We start from the raw sequence: 21,978 nt of genomic DNA, 5'->3' as shown, positions 1-21,978 counted from the left end.
GGATGTCCCCAGGTGGAGGGATTCAGGCATGACGAGACCGTTTCGGTTCGGGGTCGTTGCCCCGATCACAACTGACCTGCCGACGTGGCGGGCCTGCGTCCGCCGTGTCGCCGACAGCGGCTACTCGACGCTGCTGATGCCCGACGTCCCGCAATGGCAACCGGCGCCTGGCCCCACGCTGGCCACCGCCGCGGCACTGGCCGACCTGCGCGTGGGCACGTGGGTGTACGCCTCCCCGATACGCCCGGCCTGGATGACGGCGTGGGAAGCGCACTCGCTGTCGGTCCTCACCGACGGTCGCTTCGAGCTGGGCATCGGCACCGGAAGGCCGGGAATCGAGGACGAGCTCCGCGAAAAGGGACTGCCCATTGTCCCGCCGGGTGAGCGGCTGGGACAGGTGCGTGAGACCGTCAGGGCGCTGCGAGATCTCGACGGCCCCGACCGTCACACTCCTGTGACGATCGCCGTGCGCGGTCCGAACGCCCGGGCGCTGGCGGCCGAGGTCGCGGACACGGTCACCTTCACGCAGATGCCGGATGAGCCCCGGGGCGAAATCGCGCGGCTGGCACGCGACTTCCTCGCCGTCCGGGACCTCGAGCTCGCGCTCCACGTGCCCTTTGTCGGCGACGCACGCGCACCGTTCATGGCGCCTCCCGGCGCCGACCCTGCCGCGGTCCGCGCCGCGGACTCGCTGGCCATACTTCCGGATGACCCGGCGGCCGCCGCCGAGGAAATCCAGCGGCGACGGGAGGAGATCGGCTTCTCCTATTTCGTCTTCGGCGCCGACTTCGCCGACAAGCTCGCCCCCGTCGTCGCCAAGCTCGCCGGACGTTAGCTGGGACGGTCCATTGTGCTGCGGTGGCCGCCGGCGGCGACGACGGGGTGGTCGGCACCCGGTTCGAGTCCCAAGGCGAAGACACCGGCGTTGATGTCGCGGAAGCGCTGGCGGTCGGCGGGGAGCTCTTCGTCGAAGAAGATCGCGCCTTGCGGGCACACGGATTCGCAGGCCCCGCAGTCGATGCAGTCGTCGGGGTTGATGTAGAGCATCCGCTCGCCCTGCTGGATGCAGTCGACCGGACATTGATCCAGACAGCTGCGGTCCATGATGTCGAGGCACCCCTCGGTGATCACGTAGGCCATGTCCGTCCTCCTTCGGCACCGATCTCGACCAGACGGGCCAGATCGTCGATCTTGGTTCGAGTGCGGTCGTTCCGGGCGCCGAGCACGATCTCGGCCTCGTCGATCGCCAGCCAACCGGGCCAGGTGACGACCCGGACGCCCTTCGCGGCGAGGACGGCGTCGATGTCCGGTGTGCGGCCGTCGGCGCCCAGGTCGGCGAGGAGGGTCTTCACCGTCTCGATGGCACAAGCCTTGTTCGTGCCGATCACGCCCGACGGCCCGCGCTTGGCCCAACCGGTGGTGTACAGGCCTGGGCGGACGCGGCCACGAACATGTGGGATCCGGCCGAGCGCTTCGTCGAAGGGCGCGCCGTCCAGCGGGGCGCCGCGGTACCCGATCGCGCTGACGACAAGATCGGCGGGAACGCATTCACCACCACGCAAGAGAACTGCCTCGACGCGGTCGGCTCCGGTGAGTGCTTCCGGTTCCTGCCGGAAGCGGAACGTCAGGCGGCGGCGCGCACCGGTTCGGGGTCGGGTGCTCCACCGCCGGAACACCTCGACGCGGGCAGCAACGGCCCGGTCTGTTTCGTAACGCCGACGGTCATCCGCGGTCAGCGTGAGCTCGCCCGGGTCGACGGCGATATCGAGGTCCGGCAGCTTGTCCAACTCGAGCAGTTCCGCCGGGGTGAACTTCGTGCCGGCCACGCCGCGGCGGACGAGCACCCGCAGGTCACGGACGGGATTCCGGTCGAGTGCCTGGAGAACCGTGTCGGTGACGTCGGTGTGGGCGAGTCCGCGGCGTCCTCGGAGCAGGACACGCGCGATGTCGAGTGCGACGTTGCCGGCGCCGATGACGACGACCCTTTCGGCGTTTTGGCCTTTGCGGACCGCGGGCCGGCCGTTGTACCAGTCGACCAGCGTGCTCGCGCTGATATGACCCGGCAGGTCTTCGCCCGGGATGTCCAGTCGCCGCGCCCGCGGGGCGCCCGTGGCGAGCACGACGGCGGCGTACTCGCGTTGGAGCTCGTCCAGCGCGAGGTCCCGGCCGAGCGTGACGTTTCCCCGAAACGTCACGCGAGGGTCCGACATCGTCCGGTGCAGGGTGCGCGCCACGGACTTGATCTTCAGATGATCCGGGGCGACACCGTACCGGACTAGGCCGAACGGTGTCGGGCTGCGGTCGAAAACGTCGACCCGGACATCGTCGCGTTTGAGCAGTGCCGCGGTCGCGAAGATCCCGGACGGCCCGGCGCCGGCTACGGCGATGTGCGTCATCCGGGACTCCCCGGAGCCGAGGGATCGGCCGGTCCGGGTTCGGCGGACCATCGGTGCAGTGACGGGTCGAGCAGCTTGCGCAGTACCGATTCTGGTGCCCAGACGAGCGTTTCGAGCAGCAGCGCGTCGAAATACGCGGTGTGGCCGGTGTTGTTGTCCACAATGCACAGCCGGGTGTCGTTGCCCTCGTGATCGACCGACACCGTTACCGACGCGAACTCGTTGGCGATGACGTGCATACCTGGCTCCAGCTCAGATGAGGAACGACATGGTCGGGATGGGCTGATCGCGGTTGACCAGCAGGACGACCTTGCGGGACATCCGGATGCGGCCGCCGACCCTGATGAGCGTGTGCCGAACCGTCCCGGCCCAGGTCGTCAGGCCGCGGACGCGGGACTCGACCGCGATGAAGGTGGCGCGGGTTTCGACGCCGTGCTCGACGGCGCCGGTCAGTTCCACATTGGAGATCAGGTGGGCGACGCTGCTCGCCGGATCCTGCGAGTGCCGCTTTCCGGTCTTGAGCTGAGCGACCCGCAGTGCGATCCGGGAACGGTGGTCGTAGATCACGGAGATGTGACTGTCCGGATCGGACAGTGAGTCGGCGCCGGCCGGTACCCAATAGAGGGCGTCGTCGGTCCAGAGCGCTTCCCACTCGTCGTAGCGGCACTCGTCGGCGAGGCGCGCCTCGGCATACAGGAACTGCTCCGCGTCTTGACGGGTGATCGCACCGGTTGTGGCGGGCGCGGTCATGCCTGCTCGCCTTCCGTCATCAGTTGCCTGATATGACGCCAGATGCCGCGTTGCGTCGTTTCGTCCGTCGCCGCGCCGGCGAGGTGGCCCTCCGCGTCGATCCGTTCCCGGTGCAGCCCGCGCCGCAGAACGAGCCATTCCGGCGCCCGGCTCACCACCCCGCGCTGGTTGCGCTCGTACATCTCGGAGTCGTCGGCGAGCAGGAACCCGGCGGGCCCAACAGAACCGCGGACCTGATGGAGGAGCCGCCTGTTGAGGTCCGGGGCACCCTTGAACTGGAGTGGCGTCACGTGCTGGATCGTGTGATCGACGCTGACCGGCTGGATGACGAACATCTGGATCTCGGCGATGAACAGGTTCGGGAAGATCATCACGTGGGGCGAGCCGTCGACCAGGATCTCTCGGGCCGTCGTGTCACCGTGCGCCGCCCGCATCGTGCGCACGTAGCCAGGGAGGCGGTCCTCGGTGGTGCCGAACCAGCCCAGCGGCACGTCCTCGGCGCGAAACTGCGGCCGGAGGTCGTGTTCGGTGTGCCCGCCGCCGAGGTCCCGCGCCGTGGCCGCGGACTTCTCGCTGTACATCGCGGCCACGTGGCTCTCACCGACTTCGAAGATCGAGGCGTGCACGAACTGGGGGTGGTAGCCGTCGGTCTCGTTCTCCACCAGCATCTTCCAGTTGGCCCGAACCTCGTGTTGCAGCCAGCCGGCGGTCAGCTGCACCTCGTTGTCGGGGGAGAGGCGGACGACGCGGTCGAGCACGCCGGCCGCGGCGCCGAGGTGCTCACGGAGGGTCGGACCCTCGGTGGCGAAGCTGCCGAAAACGAACCCGCGGTAGGAGTCGACCCTGGCGACGCGGCCGAGCCCGAGCGCGGCTTTGGCCTCGTTGCCGTTGTAGCCCTGCCGGAAGGGGTAGCCCAGGAGTGCGCCGTCGGTGCCGAAGGTCCAGCCGTGGTACTGGCAGCGCAGCGCGCCGGTGTTGCCCCGCGCGGCCTCGCAGAGCTGGTTGGCCCGGTGGCTGCAGCGGTTGAGCAGCAGATGGATGGTGCCGTGCCGGTCCCGGGTCATGATGATCGACTGCGGCCCGATGTTCTTGACCGCGTAGTCATCCGGTTCGGGTACTTCGCTTTCGTGACCGACGTAGACCCAGGTCCGGTACCAGATCCTGGCGAGCTCGTCGGCGAAGATCCGGGGGTCGGTGTAGAGCGAACCGTGGACCCGGTCGGCCTGGATGAGTCGTGCGTAGTCCGGGCGTCCGACGGTGGGCGCGGTCATCAGCATCTCCTTCGAGCGGTGCCGGGGAGGGCATCACCAAGACGTGGCGCCGGGCAGTCGCGCTGCCTCCGACTCTCCCATCATTACCGAACGTTCGGTTCATTTCAAGGGGTGTGGCAACAGTGGCAGGCGAGCGGTCGGCGGCTCAGCGCGTCCTGGTGGCGGGGGTGGCAACCGGGCAGTCGAAGATCAGGCGTTCGACCGCGTCCGTCAGTTGCTCCGCCGTGACGCGTCCGGTCGGCCGGTACCACCCGACCACGGAAACGGCCGCGCCCAGTGCCAACCGGGAGAACAGTCCCGGCTCCATGTTCAGCCGCAGGTCGCCGTCGCGCACGGCTTGCTCGACCAGATCGGTCATCGCCTGGTCGAACTGCCTGCGGCGGCGCATCGCGCGCTCCTCCGCTGCGGTGTTGCCGTGGGCGCGGACGAGGAGTGCGACCTCGGGAAGGCGCGCGGTGATGATCTTCACCATCCGCCGGATGATGTGCCGCACCCGGTCCACGGCCGGTCCGGTCAGCGCTTCGGGTTCCTTGAGCACGCCGAACAGCGCGTCCAGTGCGCGCCCGACACCGAGTTCGAACAGCTCTTCCTTGGAGCTGACGTGGTGGTAGAAGCTCGATTTCGTGATGCCGGCGGCCTTCGCGAGGTCGCCCATCGAGGTCGCGTCATAGCCGCGCTCCAGGAAGACGTCCACCGCGATGTCGACGATCTGGTCGGTGCGGAACGGCGGGCGGACGGAGTTGCTGACGCGCGCCAACGCTTACCTCCTCGTTCGGCGCCGACGGGTCCGGCGCCCACCGGTCAACGATAGTCGCGGCCCCCGGTTCCGCTTTTGTGCCTTGACGGAATCGGGCGGCCGATGTCAGTCTACTATCCGAACGATCGGTTGATTAACTGAGACTGACTGGCAAAGGGGCCATCCGTGACCACCACCTACTGGTCTCCGGCGCTCGAGACCGCCGCACCTGAGGAGATCCAGCTCCTTCAGCAGGACGGGCTGCGGCGGACCTTGCGGACCGCCCTGCGCGTGCCGCACTACCGCGACCGGCTTGCCGAAGCAGGAGTCGACGTGGCCGCGGTTCGCACGGCGGAGGATCTCGCCGGCGTCCCCTTCATGGACAAGGCGCAACTGCGCGAACTGCAGCCATGGGGAGTGCAGGCCGCCCGGCGTGCCGACATCGTGCGACTCAACGCCACGACGGGCACGACGGGGCTGCCCTGCCACATCGCGTTCACCCGTCAGGACCTGGACAACATCGGTGAGCTGGGTGCGCGAAACCTCACCGCGATGGGCGTGCGGTCCGACGACATCGCCTGGCAGTGCTACGGCTACGGGCTGTGGATCGGCGGCAGCTCCCTGGACCGCGCCTATGAACAGGTCGGAGTCACCGCGTTTCCGGCGGGACCGGGACGGACGACGCTGGCGGTCGAGCGCCTCCGGGACCTCGGCGTCACCGTCATCTCGTGCACGCCGACCTTCGCTCTGCTGCTCGTCGAACGGGCCCGCGAGGCCGGCATCGATCCGGCGGCCGACTGGCGCCTGCGGATCGGGATCTTCGGTGGGGAAACGATGAGCCCGGCGGCGATGGCGCGGTTGTCCGAGGCGATGCCGCCCGGCTTCCGCCCGCACAACACTTACGGCACAACGGAACTGGGCGGCCCGTTCGTCGCGGGCACGTGTGCGTACTCGCGTGAACAGGGCACCTTCCACGTCTGGTCGGACCACTACCTGATCGAGATCATCGACCCCGAGTCCGGCGAACCGGTCACGGAACCGGACGTGCTGGGTGAGCTCGTGGTCACCACCCTGCAGCGGGAAGGCTCGCCGATGGTGCGGTGGCGTACCCGCGATCTCACTTCCTGGGCCCCGGACGCCTACGACTGCCCGTGCGGCCGTCGTGGACATCCGAAGATCAGCTGGATCTCCGGGCGCACCGACGATGTCCTCAAGGTCCGCGGCAGTCTCGTGATGCCTTCGCAGGTGGAGGACGTCGTGTCCGCCGTCGCCGACATCGGGGCGGGCTGGCAGCTGGTGGTGGACAAGGATCCGGACGGTCTGCGGGCGACGGAGGCCACGGTCGTCGTCGAGATCGCCCACGCCCTGCGCGAGACCGCGGTTCCCGAACTGTCCGACCGGCTGTCCGACCGGCTCGGCATCCGGCTGCCCGTGGTCGCCGCGGGCGATGGGGAACTGCCCCGATACGAGGGTAAGGCGCGGCGAGTGCTGACCGTCGAAGAGTTCGGCGCGGTGGCTCCGCTGGTCGAGCTCGACCCGAGGACAACGGCGGTCACGACGTGACCCAGGTCCGACAGCGAACCGAGGGATCAGTCGGGCACGTCCTGCTGAACCGGCCACAAGCCCGCAACGCGGTCACCGTCGAGCTCGCGCGCGAGCTTGCCGCCGCGGTCGAAGCCTTGGCGCGCGAGGTCCGGGTCATCGTGATCCGCGGCGCGGGTGCGGACTTCTGTGCCGGCGGGGACGTGGGCGCGCTCGCCACCCTGCACGCGCGTGGCCGCGCCGCGATGGCCGAGCTGTTCACGGAGTTCCGGCGTGCGCTGACCACCATCACGTCGGCACCGGTTCCGGTGGTCGCCGCGGTGCACGGGCACGCGGTTGCCGGTGGCTTCGAGCTGATGCAGGCCTGCGACATCGCGGTGGTGCGCACGGACGCCCGGATCTCGGACATCCACAGCCGGTTCGGCCAGGTTCCCGGCGGTGGAAGCACCCAGCGCCTGCCGCGCATCGTAGGACGCCAGCGCGCGATGGGGCTGATCCTGACCGGCGACGAAATCAGTGGCGCGCAAGCGGTCGCGTGGGGGCTGGCGTACCGGGCCGCCGAACCCGGCCGGTTCGACGAGGAGGTGGACTCACTCGTCGAGCGGCTGGTGGCCAACCCGCCCGCCGCGATGGCGCACAGCAAATTCCTCGTCGATCGCGCCCTCGAACATCCCCTCGACGCGGGGCTGCCGGTCGAGACCACGCGCGTACTCGACCATCTCGAGGCCGAGGGCCAGGCGGCCTTCGGCGCCTTCACCCGACGAAAGGTGACCACATGACCGCCGTGATCGCCGACGGCGACGTCCTGCTCGATATCGCCGATGGCGTGGCCACCCTGCGGATGAACCGGCCCGACGCGGCCAACGGCATGTCCGTCGGTTTCCTGCGCTCCTTCTACGAGGCCATGATGGCGTGCCACCGCCGGCCCGACCTGCGTGCGCTGATCATCAGCGGCAACGGCAGGCATTTCAGCGGCGGCGGGGACGTGCGGGACTTCGCGTCGAAAGGTCCCGGGCTGCCGGACTACCTCCGCGAGGTCACCTCGTGGTTGCAGGTGTCGGTCTCGGCGATGATCCGGTTACCCGCCCCCGTGATCGCCGCCGTGGACGGCTTCGCGGCAGGTGGTGGCGGGTTCGGCCTGGTGTGCGCGGCGGACTTCGTGCTCGCCACGGAGCGCGCCCGCTTCCTGCCCGCGGCCACCGCCGTCGGAATGGCGCCCGACGCCGGCACGACGGTGACCCTCAGCCGGATCGTCGGGATCCGCGAGGCGATGCGGATCGTGCTGACGAACCCGCGCCTGACCGCGGCGGAGGCGCACGAACTCGGCATCGTCACCGAGGTCGTGCCCGACGCCGAGCTCGCCAAACGGGCGCTCGACCTGGCGCGCACGCTCGCCGCCGGCGCCCCGAAGGCGATCGCGGCGACCAAACGCCTGATGTGGGACGGCGTCGGCCGATCCATCGAAGATGCCCTGCCCGACGAGGCGCGCACCGTCGCCGAGCTGTCCGGTACCGCCGACGCGCGGGAGGGGCTCGCCGCGGTGATCGAGCGCCGTGAACCGACCTTCACCGGCCGATGAACGGCCGTTTCGCCGGGCAGCGGGCGGTGGTCACCGGAGCCGGGAGCGGCATCGGGGCGGCGATCGCGCGCAGGCTCGCGGACGAAGGCGCCCGTGTGCTTGCCGCCGACGTCGACGCCGGCGGCGCGGCCAAGACGGCCGCCGACATCGGCGGGACCGCTGTGACGCTCGACGTCACCGACCCCACGGCCGTGCACCAGTCACTGGGCGGTGAACCGTTCGACGTTCTGGTCAACAACGCCGGTATCGACGACTTCGGGTGGTTCACCGACGTGCCGCCCGCGCGCTGGCGCCGGACGCTGGCGGTCAATGTCGAAGGCGTGCTGGCCTGCACCCAGGCCGTGCTGCCCGGTATGCAGGCGCGCCGGTACGGCCGCATCGTCACGGTGACCTCGGAGGCCGGGCGCATCGGCGCCAAGGGCAACGCCGTGTACGCCACCTCGAAGGCAGCGCTGATCGGGTTCACCAAGTCCATCGCACGGGAGAACGCGAGGTTCGCGATCACCGCCAACTGCGTCGCGCCCGGTCCCACCGAAACCCCGATGGTGCAAGCCATCCGGGACAGGGGGGAGCGTGGCGCCGCGCTACTCGCCGCCATGGTCGCCGGGACCCAGCTCGGCAGGCTCGGCTCGCCGCAGGAGATCGCGGCCGGTGTTGCCTTCCTCGCCTCCCCGGAGGCTTCGTACATCACCGCGGAGACGCTCGGTGTCTCCGGCGGCATGGGGCTCGGGTCGTAAACCCGCCGCTCGAACTGTCACTGCCAGCAAGGAGTTCCGTCATGACGCAGACGCCGACCAAGATGATCTTCGCCGAACCGCCTGCGTTCGGCTCGGTCGAACAGGAGCGCCTGGACCGCAAACAGCGGCTTGCCGTCGCACTGCGGGTCTTCGCCCGGTTCGGCTTCGACATGGGGGTGGCCGGCCACATCACCGCGCGCGATCCCGAATATCCGGACCGGTTCTGGGTCAACCCGTTCGGGCTGCACTTCGGCGCGATGCGGGCCTCCGACCTGATCCTCGTCGACCACGACGGCCGCGTCGTGGCAGGCGACGGGATCCTCAACACCGCCGCGTTCCGGATCCACTCGGAGGTGCACGCCGCCCGGCCGGACGTGGTCGCGGCCGCGCATGCCCACAGCGTGTACGGATCGGCATGGTCGGCGATGAACCGTCCGCTGCAGCCGCTCACCAACGAAGGCTGCATGTTCTTCGAAGATCACGTGATCCACGACGAGCACACCGGTGTGACGCTCGAGGACCTCAAGGCCAAGGCGATCGCGCAGGATCTCGGCCCGCATCGCGCGGCCGTGCTGCGCAATCACGGCGTCGTGACCGTCGGGCAGAGCGTGGACGAGGCCGCCTGGTGGTTCATCGCGTTCGAGCACAGCGCGCATGTGCAGTTCCTCGCCGAATCCGCCGGGTCGCCGCGGCCGGCCGAACCGGAGGACGCGCGCGCCGTCCGCGACACCATGGGCACGCCCCGGGCGGCCTGGTTCAGCTTCCAGCCGCTGTATCAGGAGATCGTCCGCAACCAGCCCGACGTCCTCGACTGAGTCCCCGTCCCCGGCCCAGAGGAGTGCCGATGAACCCCACCCAGCCCACGACCGCCGTCACCCCGCACCTGCGGCGCGTCGCGTGGGCCAGCCTGGTCGGCACCACCATCGAGTGGTACGACTTCCTGGTCTTCGCCGCCGCCGCCGGCCTGGTGTTCGACAAGCTGTTCTTTCCCGGCCTGGAACCGGCTTCGGCGCTGCTCGCGTCGTTCGCCACGGTCGGCGTCAGCTTCCTCGCCCGGCCGCTCGGTGGCATCGTCGCCGGGCATCTCGGTGATCTTTTCGGCCGCCGGGCGATGCTGGTGGCGACCCTGATCCTGATGGGCGGCTCGACGACCGCCATCGGCCTGCTCCCCGGGTACGCCGCCATCGGGGTCACCGCCCCGGTGCTGCTGGTCGTCCTGCGCTTCCTGCAAGGGATTTCCGCCGGCGGCGAATGGGGCGGTGCCGCGCTGCTTGCCGTCGAGCACGCGCCACCCGGCCGCCGGGGCCTGTTCGGGGCGTTCCCGCAACTGGGCGGGCCGTTCGGTCTGGTACTGGCCAATCTGGTGCTGCTGGCCGTCTCGGCCGCCACGACACCGGAGCAGTTCCTGGCCTGGGGCTGGCGCATCCCGTTCCTGCTCAGCGTCGTGCTGGTCGCGGTGGGGCTCGTGATCCGTGCCCGGGTCGCGGAGACGCCGGTGTTCGCGGAGTTGCGCCGGACCAGAGCGCGTCGCAGCGCGCCACTCGCGGTGTTGGTGCGGACCCATCTGCGCGCGGTCGTCGTCGCCTCGGCGCTGTTCGTCGGCGTCAACCTCTGTGGCTACCTCCTGATCGCGTTCATCGGCTCCTACGGAACGCAGAAGCTGCACGTGAGCCGCTCGGCGATGTTGCTGGTCGGCGTGGTGGGCGCGCTGTCGTGGGCATTGTGGACGGTGCTCGGGGCCAGGTGGTCCGACCGCCTCGGGCGGCGCCGCACGTACCTGCTCGGTACCGTCGCGCTCGCGGCATGGTCGTTTCCGATGTTCCTGCTGCTGGACACCGGTTCGCTGCCGTGGATGCTGCTCGCGGTGTTCGGGCTGGCCTTCGGGCTCGGAGTGACCTACGGCCCGCAGGCGGCCGCGTACGCGGAACTCTTCCCGGCCGCCGTGCGCTACAGCGGGGCGTCGCTGGCCTACGCGCTCGGTGCGGTGATCGGGGGCGGCTTCGCCCCGCTGGTGGCGGCCTGGCTCCTCGCCACGACGGGCACCTCGCTCTCGGTGTCGGCCTACATGGTCGTCGGTTGCCTGATCACCTTCGCGGGTGTGCTCGCGTGGTCGGAACGGCCGCTGCGCGAACGGGAGGAGTCGGTGTCCATAGTAGATACGGCCGGTGCGGAGGTGGCCGGGTGAGCGACGCGGTGATCGTGGCGGCCGTGCGCACGCCGGCGGGCAAGGGCAAGACCGGTGGCGCACTGGCGTCGGTCCATCCCGCCGACCTGCTCGCCGGTGTGCTGCGGACGGTGGTGGCACGGACGGGTATCGACCCCGCGCTGGTCGAGGACGTCATCGTCGGGTGTGTGCAGCAGGTCGGTGCTCAGTCGGGCAACATCGCCCGCACCGCGGCGCTCGCGGCCGGCCTGCCGGAGTCGGTGCCGGCCACGACGATCAACCGGCAGTGCGGGTCGAGCCAGCAGGCCGCCGCGTTCGCCGCGCAGGGTGTGCTGGCCGGTGCGTACGACATCGTCATTGCCGCCGGTGTCGAATCGATGAGCACGATCCAGCTCGGCAGCTCCCGGCCGCCGGGCATGGGTGAGCGCCACGCGTCTCGTTATCCCGAGGGGCTGGTGCACCAGGGGATCTCCGCCGAACTCGTTGCCGCACGGTGGAAGCTCGGCCGTGCGGAGCTGGACGAGTTCAGCGCCGAGTCGCACCGGCGCGCCGCCGCGGCGTGGCACGCGGGTGACTTCGCGGCCGAGGTGGCGGGCGTGGCGGAGGCGCCCGGTCTCGTTGTCGATGAGACGGTTCGCCACGACACCACGGCCGACGCGCTCGCCGGGCTGAGGCCGTCGTTCCGGACCGACGAGATGGCCGCCCGGTTTCCCGATATCGAGTGGAACGTCACCCCGGGCAACTCGTCTCCGTTGACCGATGGCGCGTCCGCGGTGCTGATCATGAGCGAGCGCAGGGCCCGATCGCTCGGGTTGTGCGCGCGGGCCCGGTTCCACGCGTTCTCGGTCGTCGGGGACGACCCGCTGCTGATGCTCACCGGACCGATCCCGGCCACCCGAAAGGTGCTCGACCGGGCCGGAATGACCATCGGTGACCTCGACGCGTACGAGCTCAACGAGGCGTTCGCGTGCGTTCCGCTCGCGTGGCTGCGCGAAACGGGCGCGGACCCGGCGCGGCTGAACATCCACGGCGGCGCGATCGCGCTCGGCCACGCGCTCGGCTCCTCCGGGACGAGGCTGCTCGTGACCCTGCTCAACGTGCTGGAGTCCACCGGAGGGCGGTTCGGCTTGCAGACGATGTGCGAGGCGGGTGGCATGGCCAACGCGACGATCATCGAAAGGCCGTGACGGCCGGCCCGTCAGGCCGCCGGATCGCCGCCGAGCGCGCCCAGTACCGAGGCCGAGAGAGTGCGTGCGATGCGTTTCGTCGACCAGCGCAGGGTTTCCGACAGATCGACGATGACGCGCTCGTCGAAGATCGTGATCCAGATGAGTACCGCGTAGTCGGTCTCCTGCGCCGGTATCGTCCCGTCTTCGATGATCTCCTCGATCGCCGGCTCGAGGATGCCGAACAGGGTCGACGTCGGCGGGTCCGCGTGGTGGACGCGCGCCAGGAATCCCTCCGCGCTGCGGATGTGGGTCGCCGCGCGCCCCCACAGTGCCGCGCACGCCGCCCAGCGGTCGCAGATGGCTTCGAACCTGCGGCGGCCGCGCGCACGGGCCGACACGTTGCCGAGGTCGTCGACCAGTTCGTCGATCAGGCGGTAGTAGAACTCGCGGTGGACCTCCTGGACGTCCGCGAAGTGCCGGTAGACCGTGGCCGACGAGATGCCGGCCGCGCGCGCCAGATCCGGCAGCGTGAACGCGGTACCGCGCTCGGCGAGCAGCAGTGCCGCGGTGTCCAGCAACCGATCGCGCGTCTCGGCGCTGTCCCTGCGAATCCCCACCGAACGACGTGCCATGAACCCTCCTTGGGCTCATTTTGGCACGGCCACGACAAGGAGCGAGCATGAGTGCGGAGTTTGTCCGGTACCGGACCGAGGACGAAATCGCGGTGCTGACCATCGACCGGCCGGAGGCGGGCAACGCGCTCAACGCCGCGGCCAGGCAGCAGTTGCTCGCCGCGTTCGCGGCGATGGACGCGGATGCCGGCGTACGCGTCGGGGTGCTGACCGGCGCGGGGGAGCGGGCGTTCTGTGCCGGTGGTGATCTGCGCGAACTGAGCGAGGACCCCGAGCCGATGCGGCGGTTCATCGACGGACTGCGACTGCGCAAGCCGTTGGTCGCCGCGGTCAACGGGGCGGCCTATGGCGCGGGTTTCCTGCTGCTGCAAGTGTGTGATCTCTGCGTGGCCGCGACCGGCGCGCGGTTCGCGGTACCGGAAGTGAAGCTCGGACGGTCGTTGTCCTGGGCGGCGGGGCTGCCGTGGTTGCTCCCGCCGCGCGCGGTGCTGGAGCTGCTGCTCACCGGCGACCCCATCGGTGCCCAGCGCGCCTACGAACTCGGTCTGGTCAACGCGGTGGTATCGCCGGGCGATCTGCTCGGGGATGCGTGCGCGCTGGCGCGACGGGTAGCGGCTGGGGCTCCGTTGACCGCGCTGGCGGCGAAACAGATGGTCCGGCTGTCCTCCGCCGTCCACCTGCGAGAGATGGCGGCGGAACTGGCGGCATTGTGGCAACCGGTGCTCGGCAGTGCGGACGCCCAGGAAGGCATCGAGGCGTTTCTGGCGCGGCGGTCGCCTCGCTGGGCCGGTCGATGAGCTTCGTTAAAACGAGGAAAAGTTCTCAACTAGAGGTTGACTGAAGCTGAACGTGCTCTTAGCGTTCTTCTCACCTAATGGAGAAGAAGTTCTCACATCGTGCCCCTGGAGGCAGTGGTGAAAGTCAGCCGTATGATGCGATTACCCGCCGCGCTCGCGGCCACCCTGCTTGCCGGCGCCTGCGGCACCGCATCGCCCGGTACGAGTTCGTCCTTGGCAGGGAAGGACTCCTACCGCATCGGCGTGTTGCAGGTGGCCGAGGCGACCGTGCTCGGCGACACGGTGACGGCCTTCGAGCGCAAGCTCACCGCTTTGCTGGCGCCGAAGAAGATCACCTTCGAGGTCAAGAACGCCCAGGGCGATCAGAGTCTGATCAGTGGTATCGCTCGTGACTTCGCCGGATCGGATGACGACGCCTTCGCGGTAATCGGGACCCCGGCGGTGATCGCGCTCGCCCAGCAGGTTCGTGACCGGCCCATCTTCGCCATCGCGATGGGCGATCCCGTCGGCAGCGGCGTCGCGAGGTCGCTCACGTCGCCGGCCGGCAACGTCACCGGCAGTACCGATTACGTCGACCCCGCACGGCTGCTCGACCAGATTCTGAAGGTCGGCCCCACCCCCACGCGCATCGGCACCATTTACGATCCGTCGAACAAGAACATGCAGGTGTGGGTGGAAGCACTCCGCAAGGCGGTGGCGTCGCACCCCGGACTGTCCCTTGTGGAGTCCTCGATCTCCGGAGCCGGCGACGTGCCAACTGGTGCGCGCGGCCTCGTCGGGAGGGCGGACGCCATCCTCATCGGACCGGACGCGACAGTCTTCGCCGGGCTCGCCGCCGTGGGCTCGACGGCGGCGGCGGCGAAGCTGCCGGTCTACGTGTGCGGCGGTGACGCCGGCGTCCCGGGCGTGCTGGCCAGCATCGGGCCGAACTATCCGGTGGTCGGGGAGCTGGCGGCCGAGGCAGCGGCCAAGGTGCTGGCCGGAGCGAACCCGGGGGAGATCGGCTTCGGGCAGCCGAGCGGTGTGGAGTTCGAGCTCAACAAGAACACAATGGACAGTCTCAAGGTGACCGTGCCGCAGGACATCCTGGCCAAGGCGGTGGTCAAATGATCGGCCGCGTCGTGCTCGACACCCTGGTCACCGGGCTGCCTATGGTGCCGGTTTTCCTCGGGATCTACACGGTGTTCCGGGTGCGCGCGGACTTCGATCTGACGGTCGAGGGCAGTTTCGCGCTCGGTGGTGCCGTTACGGCGGTAGCGGCGGTGTCCGGGCTGGCCCCGCTGCCCGCCCTGTTGCTGGGTGCTCTTGCCGGTGGTGCGGCCGGCCTCGTGACCGCGGGTCTGCACCTGTGGTTACGCGTGCCGGTGCTGCTGGCAGGTCTCGTGATGAGCATCGGACTTTTCAGTGTCACGCTGCACGTGCTCGGCGCTCCGACGCTGAGCCTGCTGACCGCCGGCACCCTCACGACCGCGGTGACCGGGTTCGGTGGCTCTCCCGATCTGGCGATCTCGGTGCTGCTGGGGCTGATCGTGCTGGTGGTGCTGGCCGGCTACGCGCTGCTGATGCGGACCGAGATCGGCCTCGCGCTGCGGGCCAGCGGGGTGAACGCGGGCATGGCCCGCAGTCAGGGCGTCAACGATCGCGCCGTGCTCGCACTCGCGCTGTTCGTGTCCAACGCGCTCGCCGGTCTCGGCTCGGGGCTGCTGGTGCAGACGCAAGGCTACGCCGACGTGAACATGGGTGTCGGGGTCTTCGTTTCCGGCGTGGGCGCGGTGCTGCTGGGTGAACTGCTGCTCCGGCCCTCCGGTTCGAAGGTCTTCAGGATCGTCGCCTGCGTACTCGCCGGAACCTTGCTGTACCGGTTGATTCTCGTGGGCGCGCTGCGAATCGGGCTACCCGCGGGCGATCTGCGCGGCGTCACCGCACTCACCCTGGTGATCGCGGTCGCGGCCGAACGGTACCTCGGCCGGGTGTTCCGAAAGGTCCGGGTGGCGAGTTTCGTGCCCGCGGCGCGGAGGGCTTACTGATGCTCGAGCTCGATGGAGTCGACCTGATCTACAACCGCGGCCGGGTGGATGAGGTCGTCGCATTGCGCGGCCTCTCCCTCACCGTCCATACCGGACAGTTCGCGACGGTCATCGGCAGCAACGGCGCGGGCAAGAGCAGCGTCGTGCGGACGATCTCCGGCGCCGCGCGCCCGACGAGCGGACGGGTGCGCATCGGCGGGCGGGACGTCACCGGATGGCCGGACTACCGTCGCGCGGGCGCGGTCGCCCGGGTCTTCGACGACCCGCGTGCCGGCAGCGCGCCGGAGCTGAGCATCGAGGACAATCTCGCCCTCGCGATGAGCCGTGGGCGTCGCCGCACCCTGCGGTTCGCCTTGTCGGCGAAACGCCGTGCGCGGATGCGGGAACGACTGGCGCTGCTCGGGCTCGGTCTCGAGAACCGTCTCGCCGACCGCGTCGGACTGCTGTCGGCCGGGCAGCGGCAGAGCCTCACCATGGTGATGGCCGGGTTGAGCGCGCCCGAGGTCCTGTTGCTCGACGAACACCTCGCGGCGCTGGACCCCGCGACCGCCGCCAAGGTACTCGCGCTCACCGAAGAGCTGGTCCGGGACATGGGCTGCACCACCTTGATGATCACCCACAACATGGAACACGCGCTGGCGATGGGGGAGCGGCTGCTGGTGCTCAGCCGCGGCACGGTCATCGCCGATCTCGACGCCGCGACGAAGGACGCGACGAGTCCGGCCGGGCTCGTCGACCTGATCAGCGGTTCCGGTGACGCGGTCAGCGACCGGCTCCTGCTCGGCCACCAGACGGAGGTCAACCTATGACATCGGGCGACATCGCGGCGGCCGCCACCTTCTACGGCAGCGGGGAGCGGTTCGCCACACTGGACGAGATCGTTGACGCCGCCCGCGAAACCCTGCCCGCGGACGTGTGGGACTTCCTAGCCGGTGGCGCGGGCGACGAGTCCACCCTGCGGGCCAACCGGGAGGCGTTCGGCCGGTGGACCTTCGTGCCACGCGTGATGAGCGGCGCGGACGTACCTTCGACGCGGACCTCGTTTCTCGGTGTGGACCTGAGCATGCCGGTGCTCACCGCGCCGTTCGGCGCCGACGCGCTCTTCCACCCCGAAGGCCAGCGCGCGGTCGCGCGGGCGAACGAAGCCGAGGGGGTGGCGAGCATCGTGCCGGAGGCGGGCAGCCACTCGCTGGAGGAGGTGCGGGCGGCCGCACCGGCCGCCGCGATGATCGCGCAGCTGCACCCGATGGGCCCGGAGGACAACTTCCGGGCGATGATCGCGCGGGCGGCCGAGTGCGGGTATCACGCGCTGTGCGTGACGGTCGACTGCCCCACGGGCGGTTGGCGGGAGCGCAACCTGCGCAACAGGTTCGCGCCCGACCCGGCCATCATCACGGGCAACTACCGGGCCGCCGGCTCGCCCGAACCGCAGGCGGTGTTCGGGCAGCTGTTCGATCGGACCGAACCGGTCTGGAGCTGGGACCGGCTGGCGGGCGCGCTCGCCGATTCGCCATTGCCATGGCTCGCCAAGGGGATCCTCACCGGCGCCGACGCCGAATCGGCGGTCGCGGCCGGTGCCGCCGGGATCCTCGTGTCCAACCACGGAGGCCGCCAGCTCGACGGCGCGCCGGCCGCGTTGGACCAGCTACCGGAAGTGGTGCGTGCGGTCGCGGGCCGCGCGCGGGTCGCCCTGGACAGTGGTATCCGCCGGGGCGCGGACGTGGCGAAGGCGCTCGCGCTCGGGGCCGATGTCGTGGTCATCGGCAGGCTCGCCGCGCACGGCCTCGCGGCAGCCGGGGAGGCCGGTGTCCGCCGGGTGCACCAGTTGATCCGGGCGGAGCTGGGCACCGTGCTCACCCTGCTCGGCAGGGGCGGCGTGCGGGAGCTCGACGAGAGCGCGGTCCGGAGGTCGCCGTCGTGATCCATCGGGTAGCCGGGCAGAGCCCCGCGTTCGCGGGCGCCGTCGCGGCGGCCGGCCTGGTGTTCACCTCCGGGCTGGTCAGTCCTGCCGTTCTGACGGGCAGCCCGCGCACACTCGCCGAGCAGGCGGCCGACGTCTTCGAGGTTCTGGGCCACACGCTGGCCGAGCACGGATGTCTCCTCGGCGACGTCGTCGCCCTCACGGCGTTCCTTGCCCCCGACGCGAAACCGACGGCGTGGAACACCGCCTTCGCGACGGCGTTCCCTGTCGATCCCCCAGCCCGCACAACGGTTACGTGCGGATTCGTCGTGGCGGGTGTGTCGGTGGAGATCTCGGCCATCGCCGCGAGGACGGAGACAGCGTGACCACAACCCGACATGACCGCTCCGCGGATCACAGCCCGGGCCCGCTCCGCGGCCGGCGTGCTCTGGTGACCGGCTCCGTCCGTGGGCTGGGTCTGGAGATCGTTCGTGGCCTCGCCCGTGCAGGCGCCGATGTCATCGTCAACGGCCGCGTCACCACTTCGGTGCACGCCGCCGCGGCCCAGTTGCGCGACCAGGGTCTCGCCGCCACCGGCTCCGCGTTCGATGTCACCGACCGGGACGCCACGGAGGCGCTGGCCGCACTCGGGCCGATCGATGTGCTGGTCAACAACGTCGGCCATCGCGACAGACGCGGACTGGGCGCCCTCGAACCCGAGGCGCTGACGGCGATGCTCGATTCACACCTCATCGCCGCCTACTCGCTCAGCCGGACCGTCGCCCGGGACCTCATCGAGCGCGGCATACCGGGCCGCATCATCAACATCTCGTCGGTGGTCGGCCAACTCGGCAGGGCGGGCGACGTTGCCTACGCCGCCGCCAAGGCGGGACTCGACGGACTCACCAGGGCACTGGCAGCCGACCTCGGACTCCACGGCATCACCGTCAACTCGGTCGCCCCCGGTACCTTCGCGACCGAGCTCAACGCCGAACTGACCGAGGATCCCGAATGGAACGCGTGGCTTCGCACGCGCACGGCGCTCGGTCGCTGGGGACGACCGCACGAGATCGCCGGTCTCGTGGTGTTCCTCGCGGGCGAAGGGGCTTCCTACATCACGGGTCAGACGATCAACGTCGATGGCGGCATGACCGCCCGATTCTGAGACGAGCCCAACACCCGCCGCCACACGGTTCTTCCGGTCAGGAGAGCGGCCGACCGCGGCGATGCGGGATCACGCCCACCTGAACCGGCCGCCGGGCTGCGCTCGCAGCGGGCGGTCTCGCGACGGGACTCGACTGCCTGGCGCACTGACGTTTCCCAGGCGAGGAAATCGGCTTGGGCGCCGGGCGTTGCGACTCGGGCGGGGAGGCCATGGGCACGATCCTGCTCGATACCGTCTCACTCCCATAGTCGATCTTGAAATGAGTGGGTTGGTGACCGCGCGTAGCCCGTATGTGATCACGCTGGACCCGGCGGATCGGCAGATACTGGAGGCACTGTCGCGGCATGGTCGTGCCGAGCATCGCCAGGTGCTGCGGGCGCTCGCGCGCTCGGGGTTGTCGTGGACACGGTTCGCAATTGGCGCAAGCGGTTCTGCCGCGAAGGGCTGCCGGGACTGGCCGACCGGCCGCGCCGTGGGCGGCCGGTGCGGGTGGAATCTGAATACACCCGCGGCGGCACACTGGCCTACCTCGCCGCCTACGACGTCCACCGAGCCCGCGTGTTCGGCCGCTGCGAACCCACGACCGGCATCGCCCCGTTCTCCCGCCTGGTCGATCAAGCCATGACCAGCGAACCCTACGCCAGCGCCCGCCGCGTGTTCTGGCGTCGGCCTCGATGGCCTCAGCGATCAGGAGCGCGACCTTGTCGGCGAGCAGCGCGATCTCAGGCCCGACCGAGATCGCCTCGACGATCCCGATGAGCAGGGCGTTCTTCCGCTCCAGATCGGTCAGGTCGAGCCGTCGCCCGATCACCGGTAGATCCCCTCACGCAGAGCGAACGCGATCGCACCCCGCGCGATCCTTATTCGCCTGCTTGCAGGCGGGCCGCGGCCGCCACCGCCCGGCCTGCCATGGCCGGATCCACGACCGTCTGCCCCCGGCGGCGAGCTCCAATTGACGGACCAGTCCCCTCGCCGTCGATCCATTTGAGCAGATAGGCTGCCGCGCCGGCGCGTACGGCCTGAAAGAGGTACTGCTCGTCGTCGTGGGCACTGAGCAGCACGACCCCCTGCCAGGGTTCGCCGTGACCAGCAGCCGGCGCAGGTCCAGCCCGCTGCTGGAGCCGCGAGGAACCTGGTGAACAGCGCCTTGATGCCCTCGAGGACCATTTCGTGATCGCCGACGACAGCGGTTCGCAGCGGACGCTTCGTGCCCGCCTCCTCCTTGCTCGGTGGTGTATCCACGGGACATCGCCTTGTCAGCGCGTTTTCGGGTAGAACTGAATAGTAGGCGGTTCATTTTGATTTGGTAACGAACACAGATATTGGTGTTGGGTATGACGTCATCGGGCCGGTGACCTTCTCAATCACCTGGTCGAGCCGAACGGGCTCACTGCGTGCCCGCGACGTCACGCTGTGGAGCGGACCGGGGCGGACGGTGCCCGGACATAGCGCAGGACTATAGGGGCATCGCCATTTCGCGGCTAGCGCCAGCGGGAACCTTGCTGGCATTCTCCCAATGTTAGTCAACTATTGCGGCACTTCACCTTGATCGACGTGAGGCAGTGGCTTTGAAAGGGAATCACAATGACCGAGGTCAGCGTCAGGCCTGTGGTTTCGTCACCATCGGCAAAAAGGTCCCAGCTCATTGACGTCGACGTGCACGAGCGCGCCGACCTGCAGGCACTGGTGCCCTATCTGGAGCCGATGTGGCGGAAGTACATCACCGACTTCGGCTGGCAGCCCGAGCGCGTGCTGCCCTACAGCCAGTACGCGGCGGGAGGCCTCGACCGGCTCGATGCGAAGCTTCCGGACGGGCGTCCCGGCGGTTCGGACTACGATCTGCTCCGGCGGCAGTTGCTCGATGAGCACGACATCGACTACGCGGTGCTGACCGGCTGGTTGGACGCGTCGGCCCTGCAGCCTGGCTGGGCGGAGTTCAAGACCGCCCTGATGAGCGCCTACAACGACTGGCAGATCGCCGACTGGCTGAGCCGGGACGATCGGCTGCTGGGCTCGGTGCACGTCAACGCGCACGATCCCATCGGCGCCGCTCGTGAGATCGATCGGATCGGCTCTCATCCGAAGATGGTGCAGGCGATCTTGTACATCGCCGACAAGGCGTTCGGCGACCCCTATTACCACCCGATCTACGAGGCCATCGCGCGCAACAATCTCGCTCTGGGCTTCCATCACAGCGAGAACGCGCCCACCGCGCTGGGGTTCCACCGCTACTTCGTGGAGTGGCACACCCTGGTCCCGCAGGTGTTCATGTCCGAACTGGTGAGCCTCATCTTCAACGGCGTCTTCGACAAGCACCCGGAGCTGAAGGTCTTCATGATCGAGGGTGGGTTCACCTACGTTCCGCACCTGATGTCCCGGGCCGACCAGCAGTACAAGGAGCTTCGTTCGGAGGTGCCGTGGGTCAAGCGAATGCCCAGCGACATCATCAGGCAGCAGGTGCGATTCGCGACTCAGCCGACGGAGGAGATGAGCCTGACGCAGTTCATGCGCCTCATCGACTGGTGTGAATCCGACGAGCTCTTCTGTTTCTCCACCGACTACCCGCATTGGGATTTCGATTCGCCGACCGAAGCGCTCCCGCAAGGACTTTCTGAAGATCTTCAGCGGAAGATCTTCGTGGAAAACGCCCAGAACGGCTACGCGAAGATGCCCGCACTGCGTACGGCGGGGCAGTGACGCCGGTGTCTGCGAAGAAGGGAGATCTGCGATGAAGCAGGTGGTTTGTCCCGTGTCCGAGTTGGACAGTGGTGAGATGCGGCAGGTGCAGCTGGGGCCGATCCGGGTTGTCGTGGTTCGCGGCGAGGACGGGAGTCTGCACGCACTCGCGGCGAAGTGCCTGCACCAGGGCGGGCCGCTCGAGTACGGTCGGCTTTACGAGCACCACGCGACCACCAAGGAAGTCGGCGAGTACCAGCTTGAGCCTGGTCGCGAGGTGCTCAAATGTCCCTGGCACGGCTACGAATACGACATCCGGACCGGTTGCACGGTATTCGATCCGGGGCGCGCGGTGCCCACTTTCCCGGTCTTCGAGGAGGATGGGCAGATCGTCGTGCAACTGCAAGCCTGATCGGCGTCGTCCGCCGGCGCTACCG

24 protein-coding genes and 1 pseudogene are annotated in these 21,978 nt (G+C 69.3%); 18 read left to right on the top strand and 7 right to left on the bottom strand.

The window, feature by feature from the left end:
- Window positions 1-28: 28 nt before the first annotated feature.
- Window positions 29-835, top strand: a complete 807-nt coding sequence (locus tag FG385_RS15940; RefSeq protein WP_139097525.1) for an LLM class flavin-dependent oxidoreductase — start codon at window positions 29-31, stop codon at window positions 833-835.
- Here FG385_RS15940 and fdxA read toward each other — a convergent pair.
- The 6 genes from fdxA to FG385_RS15910 all read right to left on the bottom strand — a co-directional run bounded on the left by fdxA (window position 832) and on the right by FG385_RS15910 (window position 5,174).
- Window positions 832-1,140 (bottom strand): ferredoxin, encoded by a 309-nt coding sequence (fdxA, locus tag FG385_RS15935; protein WP_139097524.1) that lies wholly within the window; start codon window positions 1,138-1,140, stop codon window positions 832-834. The genes FG385_RS15940 and fdxA overlap by 4 nt on opposite strands.
- The gene (locus FG385_RS15930) at window positions 1,128-2,396 is read right to left on the bottom strand and encodes an FAD-dependent oxidoreductase (protein WP_160148821.1); all 1,269 of its coding nucleotides are present in this window, start codon (window positions 2,394-2,396) and stop codon (window positions 1,128-1,130) included. The genes fdxA and FG385_RS15930 overlap by 13 nt, the downstream gene beginning before the upstream one ends.
- Window positions 2,393-2,635, bottom strand: coding sequence for a hypothetical protein (locus tag FG385_RS15925; protein WP_139097522.1), 243 nt, complete (start codon window positions 2,633-2,635; stop codon window positions 2,393-2,395). Before FG385_RS15925 ends, FG385_RS15930 begins: the two co-directional genes overlap by 4 nt.
- A gap of 13 nt (window positions 2,636-2,648) precedes the next feature.
- Entirely contained in the window at window positions 2,649-3,146 is a 498-nt protein-coding gene (locus FG385_RS15920) for an aromatic-ring-hydroxylating dioxygenase subunit beta (protein WP_139097521.1), read from the bottom strand.
- Window positions 3,143-4,417, bottom strand: coding sequence for an aromatic ring-hydroxylating oxygenase subunit alpha (locus FG385_RS15915; RefSeq protein WP_235022592.1), 1,275 nt, complete (start codon window positions 4,415-4,417; stop codon window positions 3,143-3,145). Before FG385_RS15915 ends, FG385_RS15920 begins: the two co-directional genes overlap by 4 nt.
- Window positions 4,418-4,562: 145 nt before the next feature.
- Window positions 4,563-5,174, bottom strand: a complete 612-nt coding sequence (locus FG385_RS15910) for a TetR/AcrR family transcriptional regulator (RefSeq protein ID WP_139097519.1) — start codon at window positions 5,172-5,174, stop codon at window positions 4,563-4,565.
- Window positions 5,175-5,339: 165 nt separating this feature from the next.
- Between FG385_RS15910 and FG385_RS15905 the strand changes: the two genes are divergently transcribed.
- From FG385_RS15905 to FG385_RS15875, 7 genes are read left to right on the top strand one after another with little or no spacing between them, the layout of a single operon-like run.
- A complete protein-coding gene (locus FG385_RS15905; RefSeq protein WP_139097518.1) occupies window positions 5,340-6,716 on the top strand; it encodes a phenylacetate--CoA ligase family protein in 1,377 nt (458 codons plus the stop codon).
- The gene (locus tag FG385_RS15900) at window positions 6,713-7,474 is read left to right on the top strand and encodes an enoyl-CoA hydratase/isomerase family protein (protein WP_139097517.1); all 762 of its coding nucleotides are present in this window, start codon (window positions 6,713-6,715) and stop codon (window positions 7,472-7,474) included. The genes FG385_RS15905 and FG385_RS15900 overlap by 4 nt, the downstream gene beginning before the upstream one ends.
- Window positions 7,471-8,274, top strand: a complete 804-nt coding sequence (locus FG385_RS15895) for an enoyl-CoA hydratase/isomerase family protein (protein WP_139097516.1) — start codon at window positions 7,471-7,473, stop codon at window positions 8,272-8,274. The genes FG385_RS15900 and FG385_RS15895 overlap by 4 nt, the downstream gene beginning before the upstream one ends.
- Entirely contained in the window at window positions 8,271-9,011 is a 741-nt protein-coding gene (locus FG385_RS15890; RefSeq protein ID WP_139097515.1) for an SDR family NAD(P)-dependent oxidoreductase, read from the top strand. The genes FG385_RS15895 and FG385_RS15890 overlap by 4 nt, the downstream gene beginning before the upstream one ends.
- Before the next feature lie 14 nt (window positions 9,012-9,025).
- Entirely contained in the window at window positions 9,026-9,826 is an 801-nt protein-coding gene (locus FG385_RS15885; protein WP_268815929.1) for a class II aldolase/adducin family protein, read from the top strand.
- Window positions 9,827-9,855: 29 nt separating this feature from the next.
- Complete coding sequence (locus FG385_RS15880) at window positions 9,856-11,196, top strand: MFS transporter (RefSeq protein WP_139097513.1); 1,341 nt, start codon at window positions 9,856-9,858, stop codon at window positions 11,194-11,196.
- Window positions 11,193-12,362 carry a thiolase family protein gene (locus FG385_RS15875; protein ID WP_139097512.1) on the top strand — a complete coding sequence of 390 codons (1,170 nt, stop codon included), beginning with the start codon at window positions 11,193-11,195 and terminating at the stop codon, window positions 12,360-12,362. Before FG385_RS15880 ends, FG385_RS15875 begins: the two co-directional genes overlap by 4 nt.
- An 11-nt stretch (window positions 12,363-12,373) precedes the next feature.
- On the opposite strand, the gene FG385_RS15870 is transcribed toward FG385_RS15875, so the two are convergent.
- Window positions 12,374-12,976, bottom strand: coding sequence for a TetR/AcrR family transcriptional regulator (locus FG385_RS15870; protein WP_139097511.1), 603 nt, complete (start codon window positions 12,974-12,976; stop codon window positions 12,374-12,376).
- A 47-nt stretch (window positions 12,977-13,023) separates the two neighbouring features.
- Here FG385_RS15870 and FG385_RS15865 point away from each other — a divergent pair, with 47 nt between their 5' ends.
- The 10 genes and pseudogenes from FG385_RS15865 (at window position 13,024) to FG385_RS15820 (ending at window position 21,953) form a co-directional block, all read left to right on the top strand.
- Window positions 13,024-13,773, top strand: coding sequence for an enoyl-CoA hydratase/isomerase family protein (locus tag FG385_RS15865; RefSeq protein ID WP_139097510.1), 750 nt, complete (start codon window positions 13,024-13,026; stop codon window positions 13,771-13,773).
- Between the two features lie 132 nt (window positions 13,774-13,905).
- Complete coding sequence (locus FG385_RS15860; RefSeq protein WP_235022591.1) at window positions 13,906-14,883, top strand: ABC transporter substrate-binding protein; 978 nt, start codon at window positions 13,906-13,908, stop codon at window positions 14,881-14,883.
- Window positions 14,880-15,800, top strand: coding sequence for an ABC transporter permease subunit (locus FG385_RS15855; protein ID WP_139097509.1), 921 nt, complete (start codon window positions 14,880-14,882; stop codon window positions 15,798-15,800). The genes FG385_RS15860 and FG385_RS15855 overlap by 4 nt, the downstream gene beginning before the upstream one ends.
- On the top strand, window positions 15,800-16,609 hold the full coding sequence (locus tag FG385_RS15850; protein ID WP_139097508.1) for an ABC transporter ATP-binding protein: 810 nt from the start codon (window positions 15,800-15,802) through the stop codon (window positions 16,607-16,609). Before FG385_RS15855 ends, FG385_RS15850 begins: the two co-directional genes overlap by 1 nt.
- Window positions 16,606-17,721: an alpha-hydroxy acid oxidase gene (locus FG385_RS15845; protein ID WP_139097507.1), complete on the top strand. Its 1,116-nt coding sequence runs from the start codon at window positions 16,606-16,608 to the stop codon at window positions 17,719-17,721. Before FG385_RS15850 ends, FG385_RS15845 begins: the two co-directional genes overlap by 4 nt.
- On the top strand, window positions 17,718-18,086 hold the full coding sequence (locus tag FG385_RS15840; RefSeq protein WP_139097506.1) for a RidA family protein: 369 nt from the start codon (window positions 17,718-17,720) through the stop codon (window positions 18,084-18,086). Before FG385_RS15845 ends, FG385_RS15840 begins: the two co-directional genes overlap by 4 nt.
- Window positions 18,083-18,865 (top strand): SDR family oxidoreductase, encoded by a 783-nt coding sequence (locus FG385_RS15835; RefSeq protein WP_139097505.1) that lies wholly within the window; start codon window positions 18,083-18,085, stop codon window positions 18,863-18,865. The genes FG385_RS15840 and FG385_RS15835 overlap by 4 nt, the downstream gene beginning before the upstream one ends.
- A 384-nt stretch (window positions 18,866-19,249) precedes the next feature.
- Window positions 19,250-19,624 (top strand): annotated as a pseudogene (locus FG385_RS35310) (helix-turn-helix domain-containing protein); the annotation flags it as partial.
- Between the two features lie 897 nt (window positions 19,625-20,521).
- Entirely contained in the window at window positions 20,522-21,562 is a 1,041-nt protein-coding gene (locus FG385_RS15825) for an amidohydrolase family protein (RefSeq protein WP_200834479.1), read from the top strand.
- Between the two features lie 31 nt (window positions 21,563-21,593).
- A complete protein-coding gene (locus tag FG385_RS15820) occupies window positions 21,594-21,953 on the top strand; it encodes a Rieske (2Fe-2S) protein (protein WP_139097502.1) in 360 nt (119 codons plus the stop codon).
- Window positions 21,954-21,978: the final 25 nt, after the last annotated feature.

This window comes from Amycolatopsis alkalitolerans, from assembly GCF_006152065.1.
GTDB lineage: Bacteria > Actinomycetota > Actinomycetes > Mycobacteriales > Pseudonocardiaceae > Amycolatopsis_E > Amycolatopsis_E alkalitolerans.
Note: the sequence above shows the minus strand (reverse complement) of the source record. Positions and strands in the feature narration are given on the sequence as shown.

What these genes read in the sequence shown, in the direction of transcription:
- FG385_RS15940 (WP_139097525.1), top strand. Translation starts at nt 29, where the DNA reads ATGACGAGACCGTTTCGGTTCGGGGTCGTTGCCCCGATCACAACTGAC.
- fdxA (WP_139097524.1), bottom strand. Translation starts at nt 1,140, where the DNA reads ATGGCCTACGTGATCACCGAGGGGTGCCTCGACATCATGGACCGCAGC.
- FG385_RS15930 (WP_160148821.1), bottom strand. Translation starts at nt 2,396, where the DNA reads ATGACGCACATCGCCGTAGCCGGCGCCGGGCCGTCCGGGATCTTCGCG.
- FG385_RS15925 (WP_139097522.1), bottom strand. Translation starts at nt 2,635, where the DNA reads ATGCACGTCATCGCCAACGAGTTCGCGTCGGTAACGGTGTCGGTCGAT.
- FG385_RS15920 (WP_139097521.1), bottom strand. Translation starts at nt 3,146, where the DNA reads ATGACCGCGCCCGCCACAACCGGTGCGATCACCCGTCAAGACGCGGAG.
- FG385_RS15915 (WP_235022592.1), bottom strand. Translation starts at nt 4,417, where the DNA reads ATGACCGCGCCCACCGTCGGACGCCCGGACTACGCACGACTCATCCAG.
- FG385_RS15895 (WP_139097516.1), top strand. Translation starts at nt 7,471, where the DNA reads ATGACCGCCGTGATCGCCGACGGCGACGTCCTGCTCGATATCGCCGAT.
- FG385_RS15890 (WP_139097515.1), top strand. Translation starts at nt 8,271, where the DNA reads ATGAACGGCCGTTTCGCCGGGCAGCGGGCGGTGGTCACCGGAGCCGGG.
- FG385_RS15880 (WP_139097513.1), top strand. Translation starts at nt 9,856, where the DNA reads ATGAACCCCACCCAGCCCACGACCGCCGTCACCCCGCACCTGCGGCGC.
- FG385_RS15870 (WP_139097511.1), bottom strand. Translation starts at nt 12,976, where the DNA reads ATGGCACGTCGTTCGGTGGGGATTCGCAGGGACAGCGCCGAGACGCGC.
- FG385_RS15865 (WP_139097510.1), top strand. Translation starts at nt 13,024, where the DNA reads ATGAGTGCGGAGTTTGTCCGGTACCGGACCGAGGACGAAATCGCGGTG.
- FG385_RS15860 (WP_235022591.1), top strand. Translation starts at nt 13,906, where the DNA reads ATGATGCGATTACCCGCCGCGCTCGCGGCCACCCTGCTTGCCGGCGCC.
- FG385_RS15855 (WP_139097509.1), top strand. Translation starts at nt 14,880, where the DNA reads ATGATCGGCCGCGTCGTGCTCGACACCCTGGTCACCGGGCTGCCTATG.
- FG385_RS15850 (WP_139097508.1), top strand. Translation starts at nt 15,800, where the DNA reads ATGCTCGAGCTCGATGGAGTCGACCTGATCTACAACCGCGGCCGGGTG.
- FG385_RS15845 (WP_139097507.1), top strand. Translation starts at nt 16,606, where the DNA reads ATGACATCGGGCGACATCGCGGCGGCCGCCACCTTCTACGGCAGCGGG.
- FG385_RS15820 (WP_139097502.1), top strand. Translation starts at nt 21,594, where the DNA reads ATGAAGCAGGTGGTTTGTCCCGTGTCCGAGTTGGACAGTGGTGAGATG.